Origin of the sequence: Companilactobacillus ginsenosidimutans, from assembly GCF_001050475.1 — a bacterium.
In the GTDB taxonomy this organism is placed as follows: domain Bacteria; phylum Bacillota; class Bacilli; order Lactobacillales; family Lactobacillaceae; genus Companilactobacillus; species Companilactobacillus ginsenosidimutans.
Window position 1 is genome coordinate 1,680,553 of record NZ_CP012034.1, and the last position, 17,132, is coordinate 1,697,684.

Annotated in this window: 16 protein-coding genes; 9 read left to right on the forward strand and 7 right to left on the reverse strand. The window is 38.2% G+C overall.

The features are described 5' to 3' along the window. Positions 1-3: 3 nt before the first annotated feature. The 3 genes from ABM34_RS08620 (at position 4) to ABM34_RS08630 (ending at position 2,874) form a co-directional block, all read left to right on the forward strand. Entirely contained in the window at positions 4-1,329 is a 1,326-nt protein-coding gene (locus tag ABM34_RS08620) for an MFS transporter (protein WP_048705023.1), read from the forward strand. Positions 1,330-1,451: 122 nt separating this feature from the next. Continuing rightward, positions 1,452-1,661, forward strand: a complete 210-nt coding sequence (locus ABM34_RS08625; RefSeq protein ID WP_048705025.1) for a type II toxin-antitoxin system RelB/DinJ family antitoxin — start codon at positions 1,452-1,454, stop codon at positions 1,659-1,661. 208 nt (positions 1,662-1,869) lie between these two features. Then, complete coding sequence (locus tag ABM34_RS08630; protein WP_048705027.1) at positions 1,870-2,874, forward strand: aldo/keto reductase; 1,005 nt, start codon at positions 1,870-1,872, stop codon at positions 2,872-2,874. Positions 2,875-3,803: 929 nt separating this feature from the next. On the opposite strand, the gene ABM34_RS08635 is transcribed toward ABM34_RS08630, so the two are convergent. Beyond that, positions 3,804-4,532, reverse strand: coding sequence for a C40 family peptidase (locus ABM34_RS08635; RefSeq protein ID WP_048705029.1), 729 nt, complete (start codon positions 4,530-4,532; stop codon positions 3,804-3,806). Between the two features lie 217 nt (positions 4,533-4,749). Continuing rightward, positions 4,750-5,301 carry a guanylate kinase gene (locus tag ABM34_RS08640; protein WP_048705031.1) on the reverse strand — a complete coding sequence of 184 codons (552 nt, stop codon included), beginning with the start codon at positions 5,299-5,301 and terminating at the stop codon, positions 4,750-4,752. A 90-nt stretch (positions 5,302-5,391) separates the two neighbouring features. Between ABM34_RS08640 and ABM34_RS08645 the strand changes: the two genes are divergently transcribed. Then, on the forward strand, positions 5,392-5,601 hold the full coding sequence (locus ABM34_RS08645) for a DUF2187 domain-containing protein (RefSeq protein WP_048705033.1): 210 nt from the start codon (positions 5,392-5,394) through the stop codon (positions 5,599-5,601). Between the two features lie 102 nt (positions 5,602-5,703). Here the strand turns inward: ABM34_RS08645 and ABM34_RS08650 are convergent, their stop codons facing one another. Continuing rightward, positions 5,704-6,330 (reverse strand): LVIS_2131 family protein, encoded by a 627-nt coding sequence (locus ABM34_RS08650; protein ID WP_048705035.1) that lies wholly within the window; start codon positions 6,328-6,330, stop codon positions 5,704-5,706. A 261-nt stretch (positions 6,331-6,591) separates the two neighbouring features. Between ABM34_RS08650 and nrdH the strand changes: the two genes are divergently transcribed. Genes nrdH through nrdF form a run of 4 tightly spaced genes read left to right on the forward strand, consistent with a single transcriptional unit; the run spans position 6,592 to position 10,364 of the window. Beyond that, positions 6,592-6,822 carry a glutaredoxin-like protein NrdH gene (gene nrdH, locus ABM34_RS08655; RefSeq protein WP_048705036.1) on the forward strand — a complete coding sequence of 77 codons (231 nt, stop codon included), beginning with the start codon at positions 6,592-6,594 and terminating at the stop codon, positions 6,820-6,822. A 4-nt stretch (positions 6,823-6,826) separates the two neighbouring features. Next, complete coding sequence (gene nrdI, locus ABM34_RS08660; RefSeq protein WP_048706489.1) at positions 6,827-7,201, forward strand: class Ib ribonucleoside-diphosphate reductase assembly flavoprotein NrdI; 375 nt, start codon at positions 6,827-6,829, stop codon at positions 7,199-7,201. Then, positions 7,188-9,353, forward strand: coding sequence for a class 1b ribonucleoside-diphosphate reductase subunit alpha (nrdE, locus tag ABM34_RS08665; RefSeq protein WP_048706490.1), 2,166 nt, complete (start codon positions 7,188-7,190; stop codon positions 9,351-9,353). The genes nrdI and nrdE overlap by 14 nt, the downstream gene beginning before the upstream one ends. Before the next feature lie 42 nt (positions 9,354-9,395). Then, complete coding sequence (nrdF, locus tag ABM34_RS08670) at positions 9,396-10,364, forward strand: class 1b ribonucleoside-diphosphate reductase subunit beta (RefSeq protein WP_048705037.1); 969 nt, start codon at positions 9,396-9,398, stop codon at positions 10,362-10,364. A gap of 567 nt (positions 10,365-10,931) precedes the next feature. Here nrdF and ABM34_RS08675 read toward each other — a convergent pair. Continuing rightward, positions 10,932-11,567 carry a hypothetical protein gene (locus ABM34_RS08675; RefSeq protein WP_048705038.1) on the reverse strand — a complete coding sequence of 212 codons (636 nt, stop codon included), beginning with the start codon at positions 11,565-11,567 and terminating at the stop codon, positions 10,932-10,934. A 1,141-nt stretch (positions 11,568-12,708) separates the two neighbouring features. On the opposite strand from ABM34_RS08675, the gene relB reads away from it, so the two are divergent. Then, on the forward strand, positions 12,709-12,939 hold the full coding sequence (gene relB, locus ABM34_RS08680) for a type II toxin-antitoxin system RelB family antitoxin (RefSeq protein ID WP_048705040.1): 231 nt from the start codon (positions 12,709-12,711) through the stop codon (positions 12,937-12,939). Between the two features lie 19 nt (positions 12,940-12,958). On the opposite strand, the gene ABM34_RS08685 is transcribed toward relB, so the two are convergent. From ABM34_RS08685 to ABM34_RS08695, 3 genes are read right to left on the reverse strand one after another with little or no spacing between them, the layout of a single operon-like run. Further along, complete coding sequence (locus tag ABM34_RS08685) at positions 12,959-13,885, reverse strand: sce7725 family protein (protein ID WP_064505412.1); 927 nt, start codon at positions 13,883-13,885, stop codon at positions 12,959-12,961. Beyond that, positions 13,882-14,598 (reverse strand): hypothetical protein, encoded by a 717-nt coding sequence (locus ABM34_RS08690; RefSeq protein ID WP_048705042.1) that lies wholly within the window; start codon positions 14,596-14,598, stop codon positions 13,882-13,884. Before ABM34_RS08690 ends, ABM34_RS08685 begins: the two co-directional genes overlap by 4 nt. Before the next feature lie 7 nt (positions 14,599-14,605). Next, positions 14,606-16,963, reverse strand: a complete 2,358-nt coding sequence (locus ABM34_RS08695) for a helicase C-terminal domain-containing protein (RefSeq protein WP_048705045.1) — start codon at positions 16,961-16,963, stop codon at positions 14,606-14,608. Between the last annotated feature and the right edge of the window lie 169 nt (positions 16,964-17,132).

Consider the following 17,132-nt stretch of genomic DNA (forward strand, 5'->3'; position numbering starts at 1 on the left):
CCGATGAGTAAGTGGCGAACTTCTCTAACTGAGCGTATCAGTTATGGATTGAGCGATGCCGCAGATAATCTAGTTTTCCAAATGATGACTACTTATCTGCTGTTTTTCTATACAGATGTCTTTGGATTAACAGCCAGCGAAGTGGCAATTTTATTCGTAGTTGCCAGAACCGCTGATGTTTTTGAAAGTTTGATTATCGGTATCATGATTGATCACACTAAATCACGTTGGGGAAAAAGTCGACCATTCTTCTTATGGTATGCCTTCCCATACGTGATATTTGCTGTGTTAACATTCGTGACACCAACCATCTTTCCACACGCAGGAAAATTAGTTTGGGCGTACATCACCTACCTTGGACTTGGATTTTTCTACACAGCCGTCAATTTGCCAATCACATCAATCCTACCAACCATGACCGACAACGAACAGGAAACAACTTTACTCGGTGTCATCAGACAATTCTTCGGTTCATCTGTACAAATTATCGTCGCCGTCTTCACCCTTCCATTAGTTGAATTATTTGGAAAAGGCGATCAACAAAAAGGCTTCTTAGGGACAATTATTCTTTTTGGAATAATCTCCTTGGCTTTAATTTTAAATACATTCTTCCACGTCAGAGAACGTTTCACCGACAAAACAATCAGTCATCAACCACTCAAAAACGTCTGGAACATGCTAAAACAGAATAGACCCTGGATTGTAATTTCGATTGTCATTTTCTTGTATTGGTTAACGACCTCAATCAAAAATCAGACGACCGTCTACTATTTCAAATATGTAATGAAAAATGAAAACTTAGTTTCAATCGCCAATGGATTCACCTTCACCGCCCTAATCGGAGTGGTGGCAATTTATTTTGTTTCCGCAAAATTGGGCAAAAAGAATACCATGTTAATCGGTATCGTGACCGGATTCATTGGACAAGCCATCATTTCAGTCGCAACCTACACTCAGAATTTACCAGTAATTTTCACCGGAATCTTCATCAACTCAATCGGTAATGGATTTATCATTGGACTAGTTTCAATCATGATTGCCGACACGATTAGATACGGAACTTCAATGGGAATTCAAGCCGAAGGAGTCCTCGCTTCGACAGATGACTTCGGAGTTAACCTAGGACTAGGTCTCGGTGGTTTGATCACCGCTGAGTCGTTAAGTGTCGCAGGTTACTCTTCCAATAAAGTCCAAACCGCAGGTGCCATCTCAGCAATTAATCTTAATTATGCTTTGATACCATTGGCATTGTATGTTGTTATGTTCTTGATTTTGTTAGGTTATAACGAAACAAAGATTAACGACGCAATTCGTGAGAACACGAAGTAAATTTGATAACGAAAATAAAATACTATATTGTTTAAGGAATTTTTCCTACAGCAATATAGTATTTTTTTGGTCTTATAAGTCTATACTTAACTTTAAACACTAGTTATATAGGAGGATTTATTATGGTTACAAAGTCATTTAACAATAATGTTCCAATTCGTATTTCTATTGATACAAATGAAAAACGCAATCTTGTACAGATATTGAAAAATTTGAATATAACTCCCAGTGAGGCCGTTACTCAACTTTTCCAACAAATTATTACTACTGGTTCTTATCCAGTTGATTTGAAATTGACTGAAAAAGAAATAGCCTCTCTAAAGTCCCATTAATTAATTGTTTCAGAATAGACCTGTGGAAAACAATACTGAGAAAAAAGTTATACCCATCAATGTTAATAAGTTATCCACACCAGGCGGCTCAGTCCACTGTCTTACTTGGAAGTTCCTGACACATTCAAATACTGATTAACTATTACCAGTAACATTCAGAAGGTATAAACTTGAACTATAAGTATATTTATCAAGGGGAATAAATTGTATGCAATATACAAAACTAGGCAACACAGGACTTGATGTATCAAGAATCTGCCTCGGTACAATGGGCTTTGGTAACCCAGATCATGGACAATTTCCATGGGCAATCAATCAAGAAAAAAGTACCGAAGTAGTCCAAGAAGCATTACGACTAGGAATCAACTTCTTTGATACAGCCAACGTCTATTCATATGGTGACAGTGAAGAATATTTAGGTAACGCCTTAAAGAATGAAAATCGTGACGAATTAGTGGTAGCCACAAAAGTATTTTTCGACCAAAGTGACAAGCCAAATAAAGTTGGACTTTCAAAAAAAGCAATCCTATCTCAAATCGACCACAGTTTGGAACGTTTAAAAATGGATTACGTAGACTTATACATCATCCATCGCTGGGATTACAACACTCCAATCGAAGAAACAATGGAAGCATTAAATGAAGTGGTTAAATCCGGAAAAGCTAGATACATCGGAGCTTCAGCAATGTACTCATGGCAATTTGAGAAGGCAAACATGATAGCTGAACAACACGGATGGACAAAATTCGTCTCCATGCAAAACCATTTAAACCTACTAAATCGTGAAGAAGAACGAGAAATGATGCCACTCTGTGAAACGGAAAACATCGCAGTAACACCATACAGCCCACTAGCCTCGGGAAGATTAACGAGAGACTGGGACGCAGATACAAAACGATCAAAGACAGACAAAGTAGCCCACGCAAAATATGACAGCACAGAGGACCAAGACGAGGCAATCGTTCAACACGTCGGCGAAGTAGCAAAAAAACTAGGAATCAGCAGAACCCAAGTAGCATTAGCCTGGTTACTACACAAAAAACAAGTAGTAGCCCCAATCATCGGAGCAACAAAACCAGACCACCTAGAAGACGCAGTAGGAGCAGTAGACGTAAAACTATCACCAGAAGATATCAACTACCTAGAAGCACCATACAAGCCACACCAAGTAGTAGGAGTATTGAAGAAATCCGATCATGATTTGAAGAGATAGAATCACTTACTTCACATTTCCCACAGATTTTTCATAATACAAAAAAAGATCACTCGAGGCGGTTTCCTTCGGTGATCTTTTTGGTTGTATTAAATAATAGATAGATAGATAGATAGATAGATAGATAGATACTTAATTTCACTTGATAAGTGATACTTCTTATTACTGATGTAAAGTGGAAATTACGATAATCAATATTTAGATACGTAAACATAAGAATCGGGTTCAGTACAAAGACCAAACTAGACACGGAGTGGCGGAAGTCGACACCACCCCCCAAAAAAAAGGAAGATTTGGATGATCCACCCAGTCCGCAGGTCAGGTTCTTGGGGGCCCAAGCCGTGAAATCCGTGTTGGCATGCCATAGGGCATGCTTACTCGGAGGCCGAGTTTCGAGATTTTCCCGAACTTGGCTTCCTTGATCGTCCGTTGGCAAAGCCAACAATATGACTGTTGCGCACGAGCTTTAGCTCGTACGTTCTTATTTAATCGTGCCCACAGCGACCACGGCCCCCAAGAACCTGACCGGAGGACGACAGTGAATCCCCCCAACTAAAAACTAAAGCAAACAAAAAGAGCTCCACTCAAGGTTTCTCAAACCTCAAATGCAGCTCACCCAAGCCAGATTCTCGTCTCCAGCCCGATCCTCTTCATAAAAATAATACAAACAGCCGAATAACGTTCGACCATTACTTATCTTCAAGGCCACTCATACAAAAGCAGCTCAATAAGTTTTGAAAACTGCAAAATAACTGCAGCACATGCAACAAAAACATTGCTCGATAAGTTTACCATATTTCAGAGAATATTTAGATAAAAAATCATCTTTCTACCTATAATGTATAAAAAACTTAATCACAAAAAAAGGGTCACGTCTTATCGACGTGACCTCTTTACGGGTAGTATTTAATTTGTTGTGTAATTTTATATTATAGTACGTGTACAGCGAATGAAGGCATGAAGTAACCTGAAATGTTAGCTACTTTAACGTTTTCACCTGGTTGTGGTGCAGCGATGTATTGGTTGTTACCTAAGTAGATACCTACGTGGTAAGTTGAACCTTGGTTACCCCAGAACAATAGGTCTCCAGCTTGTGCTGATTGAACTGATTCGTGTTGTCCAGCTGATTCTTGGGCTACAGTATATGAACCAATGCTCTTACCTGTTGCTTGTGAGTAAACGTATGATGTGAAACCTGAGCAGTCGAAACCACTTGGTGTCTTACCACCCCATACATAAGGTGTACCGATAAATGATTTTGCAGTGTTGATTAAGCTTTCAACTGATGATGTAGCTGTTGGTGCTTGTGTAGCTGCGTCTTGAGCTGAAGGATCTGCTGTAACTTCAGCACCCTTAACCCATTCGTTACCAGCAACGGCATACCAGATGTTACCAGCGTCGTCTTTAGCTTCGCCAACAACAGCCCAGTCTGTACCTGCAGCCAATGAACGGCCAACTAGTTTAGCTTGGTTTGATGCGTCAGAGTATAATTTAACATCTGAGTTTGTACGTACAACTGAAGGAACGTTTTCAGTAACGATTGTAGCAGCTTGTACTGATTGTGTAGCGTTTGATGTTAGGTTTGTAACACCAAAACCTGTAACAGCTAATCCTGCAGCTGCTGTAAATGTAACAAGACTTTTCTTAATTGTATTCAAAATTAAATTTCCCCCGTAAAATGGTTTGTGTTTTTTTTAAAGTTTAAATTTCATAAATTATTTTTATCACTCAACGAGGAATACTATACACTCCGTATATTTCATAACTGTTACAAGAGTAGTATAAGAATGTTACACTTTGTATTACAAAAAAATAAATGCTCAAGAATGCTGATATCATAGGTTTTTTGATATTGCATTATTGAGCATTTTTTTCTTATTTAACTGATTTAATTACTTGATTGACGTAATCTTTAGTCTTTTTTATGTCTTTGTTAACAATTTCATAATAATTTCCATATAATTCCTTAGGAATTTCGAAGTCTCGACGGTTCTCTTCACTAGCCATTCTCTTTAATAATCTGGCTTTCTCATCTCCGCGCTTAGCTAATCTGTCAGCAACTTCTTCAGGATCTGCTTTGAGAAAAAGTATTATCGCAGCATCGCCAAATTTCTTCTGGTAGGCAATTGCACCTTTCGTATCGACCACAATTGAAGCAATGTCTGATTTCTTCCATGTTTCTTCCAGACCCTCGACAGATGATCCATACTTATTACCACTATATTCAACTCGCTCCAAATAATGATTCTTCTCAAAACTTTCAGGAGTTTCAAAATAATAGTCCACGCCGTTCACTTCCCCATCACGAGGCAGTCTAGTTGTGTGTGTAATTACATGTGGAATATTATATGTGTCCTCAAGATATCGACTAATGGTTGTTTTACCAGTCCCGCTGGCACCTGTTATGACAATAACTTTTTTATCCATGACGGCTCTCCATTGCTTTAAGTTTGAAAAATTCCCTCTACTATATTATGATACTAGACTGTTAGGTAAATAACTCTAGGAGTTTAAATTATGAAAATTGAAGATATTAAGATCGGCGAAACATACGACTGCAAAGTCGAAGAAGATATGGATTATGAGTTCCAAGGTAAAGTTGAAAAGGTTTATGAACACTCAGCTTTAGTTGAAATCGTTAAAAACGATCCTAAGGATGACCCAAACAAGATGGAACTTAACAACAAAATTGTCGTTAGTGCCAAGAAAATGTCAAAAGCAAAGTAAAATTTTTTGAAACTCAAAGGGCTAAACCAACATTGGTTTAGCCCTTTTTCTGTTGTTGTCTTGTATTATACAAAAACTACCGGACAAGACAAGCAATTAACACTATTTTTCTACATTAACGAACGATGTTGCTGGAACACGCAAGACACGGTACTCAGATGCAAATCTACCGGCGTGTAATCCTAGTCCATTAATGAAATTATTTTTATATTTAGCTTCAGCTGTCAAAACGTATGCGTATTGGTACTTCTGGTCCATCTTCTTGATTTTCTTCATTGGCCAGTTCAAATGTACTCCCGAAACGTTAAATGGCAACGTAGCGTCTGAAATCGTCGACTCACGACTTGAAACGGTATATTGCGAATTCGTCAACCAATATTGATAAACATTAGTAGATGCGTTCGAATTGTTCTTGTCGATTTTAACGTAGTAACCTTGTCCGTCAGAAGTAGTTTGAATAATCATTGGATCAAATTTGTATGACACCGTAATGTCATCCTTGTTGTTCAAATCAACTTTTGAAAAAATTGAGACATAGAACATCCCTATTACTGCCAGGATGACGACTAAAATCTCGAGTGCATCAAGACAGATTGTTTTCCATGTGATTTTAGACTTATTCATAACTAAAATCCTCAAATGTCTGTTTCTAATGTTGAATACTACAAGGAATAGTAGAGCAATAACAATAATCCAAGCGAGTATACCTATGAAGTTCCATGCGTTCATTTTTCTCTCCTCAAATCCACCGGTTATTTGTTCATTTTTCAACTTAATAATTGATAAGATAATTCTAACACGAAATCATATACAATTACCCAAATTGAAATTTTTTTATAGTGCTATAAATGGCGAGCCCACGCATTTTGGCACACCTTATAGTGTATGAAAATATAGGTAGACCACAATATATAGTATATTTGTCGTTACATTTCATTCCAATTGTTTTATACTAGTCTTTGAAACATTTATTAAAAGGGGACCACCACTATGAACAACGTAATCGTATATTCTAAAAACAATTGTATGCAATGCAAAATGACAAAAAGATACTTATCTGAACATAACGTTAAATTTGAGGAAAGAAATATTAATCAACAACCACAATATCTTGATTTCTTAAAACAACAAGGATACCAAAGCGTCCCTGTAGTTATGCCTGCTGACAGTGATCCAATCGTCGGATTTCGTCCAGATAGCCTAAAAGGTTTAGTTGGCTAACACGATGGTAGACATCGCATTTTATTCAATTACAGGCCAAACCGTTCGTTTCGTTAAGAAAACCGGCTTGGATGCATATCAGATCAACGACGCCGACCCGTTTCACGAAATGGGTCGGTCGTTTATTCTCATCGTACCTGCGTACGACGATGATATGATGGACTCTGTAATCGACTTTCTCCAATACAAAGACAATGCAGAAAATTGCGTCGGCGTAGCAGGCGGCGGAAATCGCAATTTTAACACTTTGTACAATCATACAGCACGTGATATTGCTAAAGGATTAAACGTACCAGTCGTCTTCGAATTCGAGTTCAATGGAACCGATAAAGACGTAGAAAACTTTAAGAAAGTAGTGAATGAAGTTGGGGCTAAATAACTTAGACGTAACTAATGTAAGTTACTTCAAATTAAATAATGAAATTAATATTCCAGTGGATGACAAGATTCCATTAAACAAAGACCAAGATGCTATCAAGGCCTTTTTTAATGAAAATGTTAACCCTAATACTAAACAATTTGATTCATTTAAGGATCACATTGACTATCTTGTTGATAACCAATTCATCGAAAAAGAAGTTATCGATCAATACCCATTTGATTTTATCGAAGGCTTATATAACTATTTGATGGATCAACATTTCCAATTCAAATCATTCATGGCCGCATACAAATTTTACAACCAATACGTTATCAAAACTAACGATGGTGACTTGTATCTTGAAAACTATGAAATGAGAATTCTTTTTAACGCACTTTTATTCGCACATAGCGACCAAGATTTGGCCAAGTCATTGTGTACAGAAATGATCGCCCAACGTTATCAACCAGCTACACCTTCATTTTTGAATGCTGGTAGAAAACGTCGTGGTGAATATGTCTCTTGCTTCCTATTACAAGTCACAGATGACATGAACAGTATTGGACGCACAGTTAATAGTGCCCTCCAATTGTCACGTATCGGTGGTGGTGTTGGTATTACACTATCAAACCTACGTGAATCTGGCTCACCTATTAAGGGTGTTGAAAACTCATCTTCAGGTGTACTTCCAGTTATGAAGTTACTCGAGGATAGTTTCAGTTACAGTAACCAATTAGGTCAACGTCAAGGTGCCGGTGCCGTTTATTTGAACGTCTTCCACCCAGATATCATCGACTTCCTTTCGGCTAAGAAAGAAAACGCTGATGAAAAAGTTCGTGTTAAGACTTTGTCACTTGGTGTCATTGTGCCTGATAAGTATTACGAACTAGTTCGTGAAGACAAGCCAATGTACTTATTCAGCCCTTATTCAGTTGAAAGAGTTTATGGCAAGCCATTCTCATATATCGATATTACAAAAGAATATGACAACATGGTTGCTGATGATCGTATCAAGAAATACAAGATTGATGCCCGTGAACTTGAAGACGAAATTAGTAAATTACAACAAGAATCAGGTTATCCTTATGTCTTAAACATCGACACAGTTAACCGTGCCAACCCTATTGATGGAAAAATCATCATGAGTAACTTGTGTACTGAAATTCAACAAGTACAAATTCCATCTGAAATTAACGATGCCCAAGAATACGTCAAAATGGGAACAGATGTCAGCTGTAACCTAGGTTCAACAAACATTTTGAATATGATGCAAAGTCCTGACTTTGGTAAGTCAGTTCGTTCAATGATGCGCGCACTAACATATGTTTCTGACGCTTCAAACATCGTAGCCGTTCCTTCAGTTGCACATGGTAACAAGTTAAGCCACTCAGTTGGTTTAGGTGCCATGGGACTTCACACATTCTTAGCTAAGAACCATATCGAATATGGTTCACCAGAATCAATTGAATTCACTGGTGTTTACTTCTTACTTCTAAACTACTGGACATTGTTTGAAAGTAACCAAATCGCTAAGGATCGTGGAGAAACATTCTACAACTTCGAAAAATCTGACTACGCTAGCGGATCATACTTCGACAAATATCTAAACGAGGACTTTGCTCCAAAACTAGACCACGTTCAAGAATTATTTGCTAATATCCACATCCCTACAAAAGCTGATTGGGAAGAATTGAAGAAGAACGTTCAACAATACGGTCTTTACAACGAATACCGTTTGGCTGTTGCACCAACAGGTTCAATTTCTTATGTAAACAACACAAGTGCTAGTTTGCAACCAATCACACGTCTAGTTGAGGAACGTCAAGAGAAGAAAAACGGTAAGTTGTACTTCCCAGCTCCCCTACTAAGTAATGACACAATTTCATACTACAAGTCAGCTTATGATACCGATATGCGTAAAGTTATCGATATCTATGCTGCAGCGCAAAAGCATGTTGACCAAGGTATGAGTTTGACATTATTCATGCGTTCAGAAATTCCTGAAGGATTATACGAATGGAAGACTGACACTAAACAAACTACACGTGATTTAAGCATTTTGCGTAACTATGCATACTACCAAGGCATTAAATCGCTATACTATGTAAGAACATTTACAGAAAATAATGACGAAATCGGTAGTAACGAGTGCGAAAGCTGCTCAATTTAAGGTAAAATATATTTTTGAAAAGTTATATAGAGGAGAACTGACATGGTTGATACATATTATAAGGCCATCAATTGGAATCAAATTGAAGACCAAGTTGATAAAGCTACATGGGAAAAGCTTACTTCCCAATTTTGGCTAGATACTCGTATTCCATTATCAAACGATATTGATGACTGGCGTACTTTGGGTGATACGGAACATACTTTGGTAGGACACGTTTTTGGTGGTCTAACTTTGCTTGATACCCTTCAATCACAAGATGGTATCGAAGAAATCAGAAAAGATATCCGTACCCAAGCTGAAACAGCTGTGTTCAACAATATTCAATTCATGGAATCTGTTCACGCTAAGAGTTATTCTTCTATTTTCAGTACGTTGAACTCTGCTGAAGAAATTGAAGAGATTTTTGATTGGACAGATCACAACGAATTCCTCCAGAAAAAAGCTGAATACATCAATGAAATTTACCAAAATGGTACTGGCTTAGAGAAAAAAGTTGCCAGTGTATTCTTGGAGACATTCTTGTTCTATTCAGGTTTTTACACACCACTTTATTACTTAGGTAACAATAAACTTGCTAACGTTGCTGAAATCATCAAGTTGATCATCCGTGACGAATCAGTCCACGGTACTTATATTGGATACAAATTCCAATTAGGTTTCAACGAACTTTCAGAAGAAGAACAAAGCAAGATGCAAGATTGGATGTATGACTTGTTGTACAAGTTATATGACAATGAAGAAAAATATACTCACACTTTATATGACGATATCGGCTGGACAGACGACGTTATGGTATTCCTTAGATACAATGCTAACAAGGCTCTAATGAACCTTGGACAAAGTCCATTGTTCCCAGATGGTAACGCTGAAGATGTTAACCCTATTGTTATGAATGGTATTTCTACTGGTACTTCTAACCATGACTTCTTTTCACAGGTTGGTAATGGTTATTTGATGGGTAAGGTTGAAGCTATGAAAGATGATGATTATGATATTGGGCGTAAGTAGTTTAGTTTGAGCGTAACTGCCGTCCTCCGGTCTGGTTCTTTGGGGCCGTGGACGCTGTGGCTCGTTCTGAATCCATAGTGCGGTATCCAGAAGCGAGCTTATTGTAAACGAGCCCTTTGGCTCGTCAACAATAAATTCACGGCTTTGGCCCCAAAGAACCAGACCTACGGACTAGATAGTACAATCATAATTTTTTGGTGGGTGGTGACGGTTCACTGCTATTTCCCAAATTACTGTAATTAAATGATAATAAAGATGAAGGCGTAACTTCAAAATTGAAGTTACGCCTTTTTTTACATTTCATTATCCTTTTTAAGCTAATTTTATGATTCCAAATGCATAATGAACTTGTTCAAAAGAAGGAGGAACAAATCAGTATGATTATTTTAAACTCATTACGTGCAGGTGTTTCAACTGGTATCCATACAGCCGCTAACGACGTTAACGCTGTTGGTCAATTGTTTGATAACGTCACACGTTTCTAATCGATTTTAGTAACCTTAATTAAGTATTTCATTTGTATACCTACCCCAGGTACGAGCTGGTCCTTATGGATCGGCTCTTTTTTTATTCTATTGTAAATTTACCGGAACTTTGTAGGACTGAGTAGTAAACATTATTTCCTATTTGGAGTAAATAATCTGTTCGTTTGAAATCGCGAGTATCCCAACGAATGCTGTAATTTATTGGAACTACGTTGATTATTTTCCAGGTTGTTCCTGCTGCTAGTGGAACCATATTATGATTTCTTCCACTTCCCCATATAAAGTTGTTGTAAGCTTCACCTGAGCCATACTCGTCCATTTTTAAGACTGATGTGCCATCTGGATTGACGATGGTTATATCACTGTCTTTTACGAATCCGTTTGTCGAAACTCGATAATATTGGGCAAAATCTGATGAATTACTGCTATTTGAATTTTGGGTAAAAATTTTATCGGTATGCCAGGCTGTTTTTGGTGCCAAATGTAGAGATTCATATGGCTTACCGTTTGAGTCATAAATTGTTGTTAACTTATCTTTTGTATAGACTGTGCTGATTCCTGCATAATTTGGCACGGGAAGTTTCGAATCGTAAGGAACGATTTCTGTATAATCTGGTGACATTTTATCATTTATTGTTGTTGTCTCTGCACTCACTGTGGATCCTCCGGCTGAAATCAAAGCTAGTGTAGCAATTAATGCTATCGTCAATTTTCTCATATTGGTATTTCCTCCTATATATATATATATCCCAATTCGAGTATATCAAGGAACAATACTCCCGTCATAATTATTCACATCATCTTCATAAATTGACTACACAATTTTAAGCTCCAATAAAGCTCCCGTTGCAATAATGTAAGACATAGAAAGGAGGTTGGTAATTACATGAACAACTTCTCAAACGATTTTCACAGAGCTTTAAACACAGCTGTTTCACACAATGGTAAAGCTGAACAAGCTATTGAACCATTGTTCCGAAACATTCAAAAGTAACACCAAATTAAAACTTAAACTTATTAATAAAAACTATAAATAGAGAAAGAAGAATATCGATTATGAAACAAAATTCAACTACAACTAATTCGAATGCAGAGTCATCTAAATCATATACTTCTGCATCAATCGCACTAATTAAAGAATCAAAATTTTTAAAAAACTAAAAATAATATAAAAGAAGGATTTCAACTATGAATAATTTCGCAAATGATTTTCACGATACTTTAAACCAAGCTATTAAGCCACAACCTAACGGTCATGCTCCTATCGACCAAAAACTTCAACGCCCATTACATTAATTAGATATCGAGATATCTGAATCAAACAAAATAATAAATGAAAAGAAGGATTTTAATTATGAATAACTTTCCAAACCAATTCCACGACGCTTTAAACCAAGCAGTTAAACCACAACCTAATGGTCACGCTCCTATCGATCAAAAGATTCAACCTTTCCACACAAAATAAGCAATGCATCACAAAAAATAATAAAAAAGAAGGATATTTACTATGAACAATTTTGCAAATGATTTCCACGACACATTTAACCAGGCTGTTAAGCCACAGCCAAACGGCCAAGCTCCTTTGGACCAAAAACTTATTCACCCGGGTAAATAGTACTAACGATAAATTAAATAAACTAACGAAAAGAAGGATTTTACTTATGAATAACTTTGCTAATGATTTTCACGATACTCTAAACCAAGCTGTTAGACCTCAACCTAACGGTCACGCTCCTTTGGATCAAAAGTGGGTTCACCCAGGTAAATAATAGAGACATGGCTCAGCCGAGAGGCTGAGTTTTTTTGTGATTGTATGTGTCTAGTTTCGAAAGTACAATGATGTTCAGGTGGATAAAGTAATGGCTAGTATAAAAGTTCAGGTTTCTAGCAATGAAAAAGAATGGCTGGAGTATATGGCAAAACTTTATAACATATCTTTATCAGATTTAGTTCTTAAATATTCGTTTGATCAATTAGAAGATGCTTATGATTTGCACGTGGGGAAAATCTCACATAAGAAGTATCTCGAAGATGATATGCAAACAGTCAGCATGAGCGAAGTTAAAAATGAATTTGTCAAAAAAGCATAAAGTGCGAGAATTAAACATCTCACACTTTATGTTTTTTAAGTTCAAACAATCGATGCATCAACTGAAAGTGATGACGCATGGATAATTTTTTAACTATTCCTAGTCCGGGAAACTTGTCTTGCTTGGCGTATCCGACTAGTTCCCTCAGTGCTGGTGTATCGTTCAGTCCTCGAATATTTTCTGGTGCCCAAACTGCTAGTTTATTTATTGCTTCAAAAAATTTATCCTTCTGTCCGCTCATTCTTTCGTTGCTATCTGAAACGAAGTGGTGAATTCTTAGAGTGCCATTTTCTGCAGCGTATATTATGTGCAGGGCTATCGCTCTTGATGGCATACCCTTATCAAAATAGTAGCTGCCGACCATTGAATAGTCGCCAAATCCTTGGTAATTGTCATTTTGTTGATACCAATTGGCACTTTCGAAGAATTCATCTTCAATGTCGGCGTAATCTTCTACATGAGGAACAAATGTCAGTGGGTCGGTCAATGAGATTGACTTATCACCGACTATCTGGTGAATTCTGGCTTCCTCAGGAATTAAGATGCCACTGACCTTTTTCAGAATTCTAGTTTTCTCATATGCTTTTAGAATCTGGTAATTTTTAGCCACCAACAAAGCAGTCTGATCCGACGATGTTTGTAAGAAATCACTACTGAAGTCCGGCGCCAATATAGCTGCTGGATGGAAAAATGGAACTTCTGTCAAATCAGGTAATGGATATAGCTTCGTGTCATTCAGACCATACACACTGACCTGTGGGTTGGCGATTACACTGAATGGTTGTTTGTGTTCAATCAGAACATCAACCGTCTGTTGCAACTCTTTTGAATCACGGACTGGCTCAATTATTGGAACAATATCTGGCCCTAAGTCACCGAATTCGACTGATTCTTTTAGTGCCAATAAGTCATACATCCGGCCACGCAAATAAGGATAGTAGGTCATACTTTACCCTCCAAATTTGGCTGGTTCAGCGCATCATATTTCAGCTTCAACTCCTGATATTCCGCGTTTCTAGCATCCAATTCTTCCTGCAACGCATCAACAGCATCACTTTGAGTATCATCAAGAAATTGATCATATAAATTGTGGTCCGGCTTGTAGACATCGTAACCTTTCTTGGCACGTTTCTTTAGTTCCTTGAACAACTTGTCGTCAGAATAAAGTTGCAGGCCTTTCTCAACCCGCTTAGCCTTGTCGACCTCACGGAATAATGACGCCACAAAATGACCAGTTAGCTGTTCCTCATCCACTTGCAAATCCTGGTACTGGACCTTTTTAGCCACCGTCAAAAATCCCGGCGCACGCAAAGTTTGAGGAGCTAGGTCCATAGCCTTCTTATCGAATTCGCGATAAATCAGGACTCCAATATGCGACGGGATTTCTGCCTCCACCTCAACGAATAATTTTTGCGGAAGCACGAAGTAGTTGTAATTCCCAATGAACGACAGCTTCGCCTTCGAATGAAAGTCGGACTTGGTCACCTTCAGCTCATAACAACGCCACTCCACCGAACCGCTCGGCAGCATCTGGTAGCTCAGCGTGTCGACAATCCCCTTCTTGTCAGGCATCGAGACCTCTTCAACCACATAAGCGCCCTGCTCGTAGCAATATTGATAGAGCGTACTTTCTAGATTTTTCGTCAGTTTAGTTTTCATCAGCCGACTACCTTTGTCCTTTCCAAAAATTGTCGATCTCATTTGATAAATTTTGTACAGTGCTAACTCGTTTGTATCCGTTCCAGTGTGGCGGGAATAAGTTGACGTAGCGCTGACTGGCGAATCTTTGATCGAGTAGTAAAATCACACCAACATCGGTGCTACTGCGAATTAGTCGTCCGGCAGCTTGCAAGACATTGTTCATCCCTGGCAACTGGTAAGCATAGGCGAAACCTTGGCCATTCTCGCCATCGTAATAGTCACGAATGAGGTTGTTTTCTGGACTCAATCCCGGCAACCCAACGCTGACAATTGCAACACCAATCAATCGGTCACCTCTGAGATCAATGCCTTCAGAGAAAATACCACCCAATACACAAAATCCGACTAGTGTCTCATCTGGATCTTCGATAAATTGGTCGAGAAACTCTGTTCGTGCCTTAGCATCCATCGCACTGGACTGTTCAACCGTCTTAACATCAGGATGATTCTGTTCGAAGGCATCCTTTATTTGTCGTAAGTAGCCATATGATGGAAAGAAAAACAGATAATTACCCTTCTTTTTTGAAGCCATCGTATACAAACTATCGACAATTTTAGGTTGGTTGGCAGCTCGCTGATAATATGTCGTTGAAATATATTGCGTTACTAAAATGTCTTGGTTTTGGGCTGGAAATGGTGAGGGCAATTGATAGGGCAAACTATTCTCAACTCCGCCCAAAACATTTTGATAGTAATCCATCGGCGACAATGTTGCGGAAAACAAAATCGCACCCGATCCCAGCTTCATCGATTGGTCCAAGAAATAGCTCGTGTCCAAACAAATTTGCTTAACTGACACCTTATCCCCATCAATCACAATTCTCGTTTTATACGTATCATCGTAAAACCCAAAAATCTTCACGAAAGTAAAACAGTCGAAGAAGAAGTCCCGCATGTGGTCGAGAAAGTCGGACGGCTCCTTTTCCTTCATCCAATCGGTCATGAACTCGGCGAATTTGTTCATAGTTTTCATCAAATTAACCGGTACATCTGCAGTCACCAAGTCGTCCTTTTTCAAAATTTCGACTGTCGCCCGGATATCATCGAAGGTCTTCTGAACTTTTTCCAGCTGATTTTGAAGTTTTTTAGTACCCTTCTTCTGGGCAGCTGCTTCTTTAAGTAAACTGGGAATCCGTTCGTTCGAGACTTCAACGGAATACATATCACGCGAACGACTGACTAGGTTGTGAACTTCATCGATTAAGAAGAAGTTATCGGGATCCTTTTCGGTGAAGAATCGTTGCAAAAAGACTAGTGGATCAAATAAATAATTGTAGTCACAAATGATGACATCACAAAAAAGCGAAGTATCCAGTGAAAATTCAAATGGATCAATCGTATGTTTGCGTGCATAATATTCGATTACACTGCGGGTAATACTAGTTTCATGTTGCAAAATATCCTTCAAAGCCGGCTTCAATCGGTCATAGTAGCCAATCATAAAGGGATTCTTATCCGGTAGAACATCTTTCTCTTCGGGAAATCTAATCTGCTCTTTGGCGGTCAACGTAATGCTCTTTAATTTCAAACCATCATTACTCATCAAATCGATAGCTTCTTCAGCGACATGGCGAGTACTCTGCTTGGCCGTCAAATAAAACAGCCGCTGAATTTTATCCTCACCCATTGCCTTAATAGCAGGAAACAGTGTTGAAATAGTCTTTCCAGTCCCAGTGGGTGCCTCGACAAATAGACGTGTCTTCAAGCAAATAGTTTTATAAACAGCTGCTGCCATCTCATGTTGACCAGTTCTAAATTCAGGAAACGGAAATGGCAAATCTGTTATTGATTCATTTCGAGTTTTCCTCATGTCGGAGCGTAACTTGAGCCAATATTCATACTCGTCGATTAATTTCTGAAAAAACTCATTTAAGTCTTCACGTTTAAATACTTCTTGATCGGTTGTTGTCTTGTTTTCGTTGACTTGAAAGTATGTCAGTTGAAGTGTCACTTCATCAAGTTCCGGATGCTCATCCAGCAACAAATATCCATAGACCTGAACTTGACCCCAATAAAGCTCCAGGGTGTTGTCAGACAAGTCTTCATATTTCTGATCAGACGTTTTGATTTCTTCAATCAACGCTGAATCGTCAGTCATTTCAATTCCATCGGCACGTCCAGAAATGACGTAATCCTCGTCATTCATCGGCACAACTTTTTTCAAGTAAACTTCACTTTCGTAATCAGCAGAACGCTCCTTTTGAAGTCTACGGTGAATCTGAGCGCCCATCAAAGCAGTGTTTTGGCTATCCTTGGACTCGTCCAAATTACCAGAACGCAGGACAAATTCAACTAACTGACGAATCCCAATTCTCGTAGCCATCTAAACACCCCTTTTCCGATTAATCACTCTAAACATTGTAAAACATGTGTTCGTTTTTGTCTGCTTATGAATGTTATTTAGAATAATAAGTTTAATTGTGTTCGTCTTTTGTGAGGATTTTTAAAATAAAAAATCCAGGTAATCAATTTTGACACCGATCACCTGGATT

Excerpts from the sequence above, each read along its gene's own strand:
- ABM34_RS08620 (WP_048705023.1), top strand. The coding sequence starts at position 4 with ATGAGTAAGTGGCGAACTTCTCTAACTGAGCGTATCAGTTATGGATTG.
- ABM34_RS08625 (WP_048705025.1), top strand. The coding sequence starts at position 1,452 with ATGGTTACAAAGTCATTTAACAATAATGTTCCAATTCGTATTTCTATT.
- ABM34_RS08630 (WP_048705027.1), top strand. The coding sequence starts at position 1,870 with ATGCAATATACAAAACTAGGCAACACAGGACTTGATGTATCAAGAATC.
- ABM34_RS08640 (WP_048705031.1), bottom strand. The coding sequence starts at position 5,301 with ATGGATAAAAAAGTTATTGTCATAACAGGTGCCAGCGGGACTGGTAAA.
- ABM34_RS08645 (WP_048705033.1), top strand. The coding sequence starts at position 5,392 with ATGAAAATTGAAGATATTAAGATCGGCGAAACATACGACTGCAAAGTC.
- ABM34_RS08650 (WP_048705035.1), bottom strand. The coding sequence starts at position 6,330 with ATGAACGCATGGAACTTCATAGGTATACTCGCTTGGATTATTGTTATT.
- nrdH (WP_048705036.1), top strand. The coding sequence starts at position 6,592 with ATGAACAACGTAATCGTATATTCTAAAAACAATTGTATGCAATGCAAA.
- nrdI (WP_048706489.1), top strand. The coding sequence starts at position 6,827 with ATGGTAGACATCGCATTTTATTCAATTACAGGCCAAACCGTTCGTTTC.
- nrdF (WP_048705037.1), top strand. The coding sequence starts at position 9,396 with ATGGTTGATACATATTATAAGGCCATCAATTGGAATCAAATTGAAGAC.
- ABM34_RS08675 (WP_048705038.1), bottom strand. The coding sequence starts at position 11,567 with ATGAGAAAATTGACGATAGCATTAATTGCTACACTAGCTTTGATTTCA.
- relB (WP_048705040.1), top strand. The coding sequence starts at position 12,709 with ATGGCTAGTATAAAAGTTCAGGTTTCTAGCAATGAAAAAGAATGGCTG.
- ABM34_RS08685 (WP_064505412.1), bottom strand. The coding sequence starts at position 13,885 with ATGACCTACTATCCTTATTTGCGTGGCCGGATGTATGACTTATTGGCA.
- ABM34_RS08690 (WP_048705042.1), bottom strand. The coding sequence starts at position 14,598 with ATGAAAACTAAACTGACGAAAAATCTAGAAAGTACGCTCTATCAATAT.
- ABM34_RS08695 (WP_048705045.1), bottom strand. The coding sequence starts at position 16,963 with ATGGCTACGAGAATTGGGATTCGTCAGTTAGTTGAATTTGTCCTGCGT.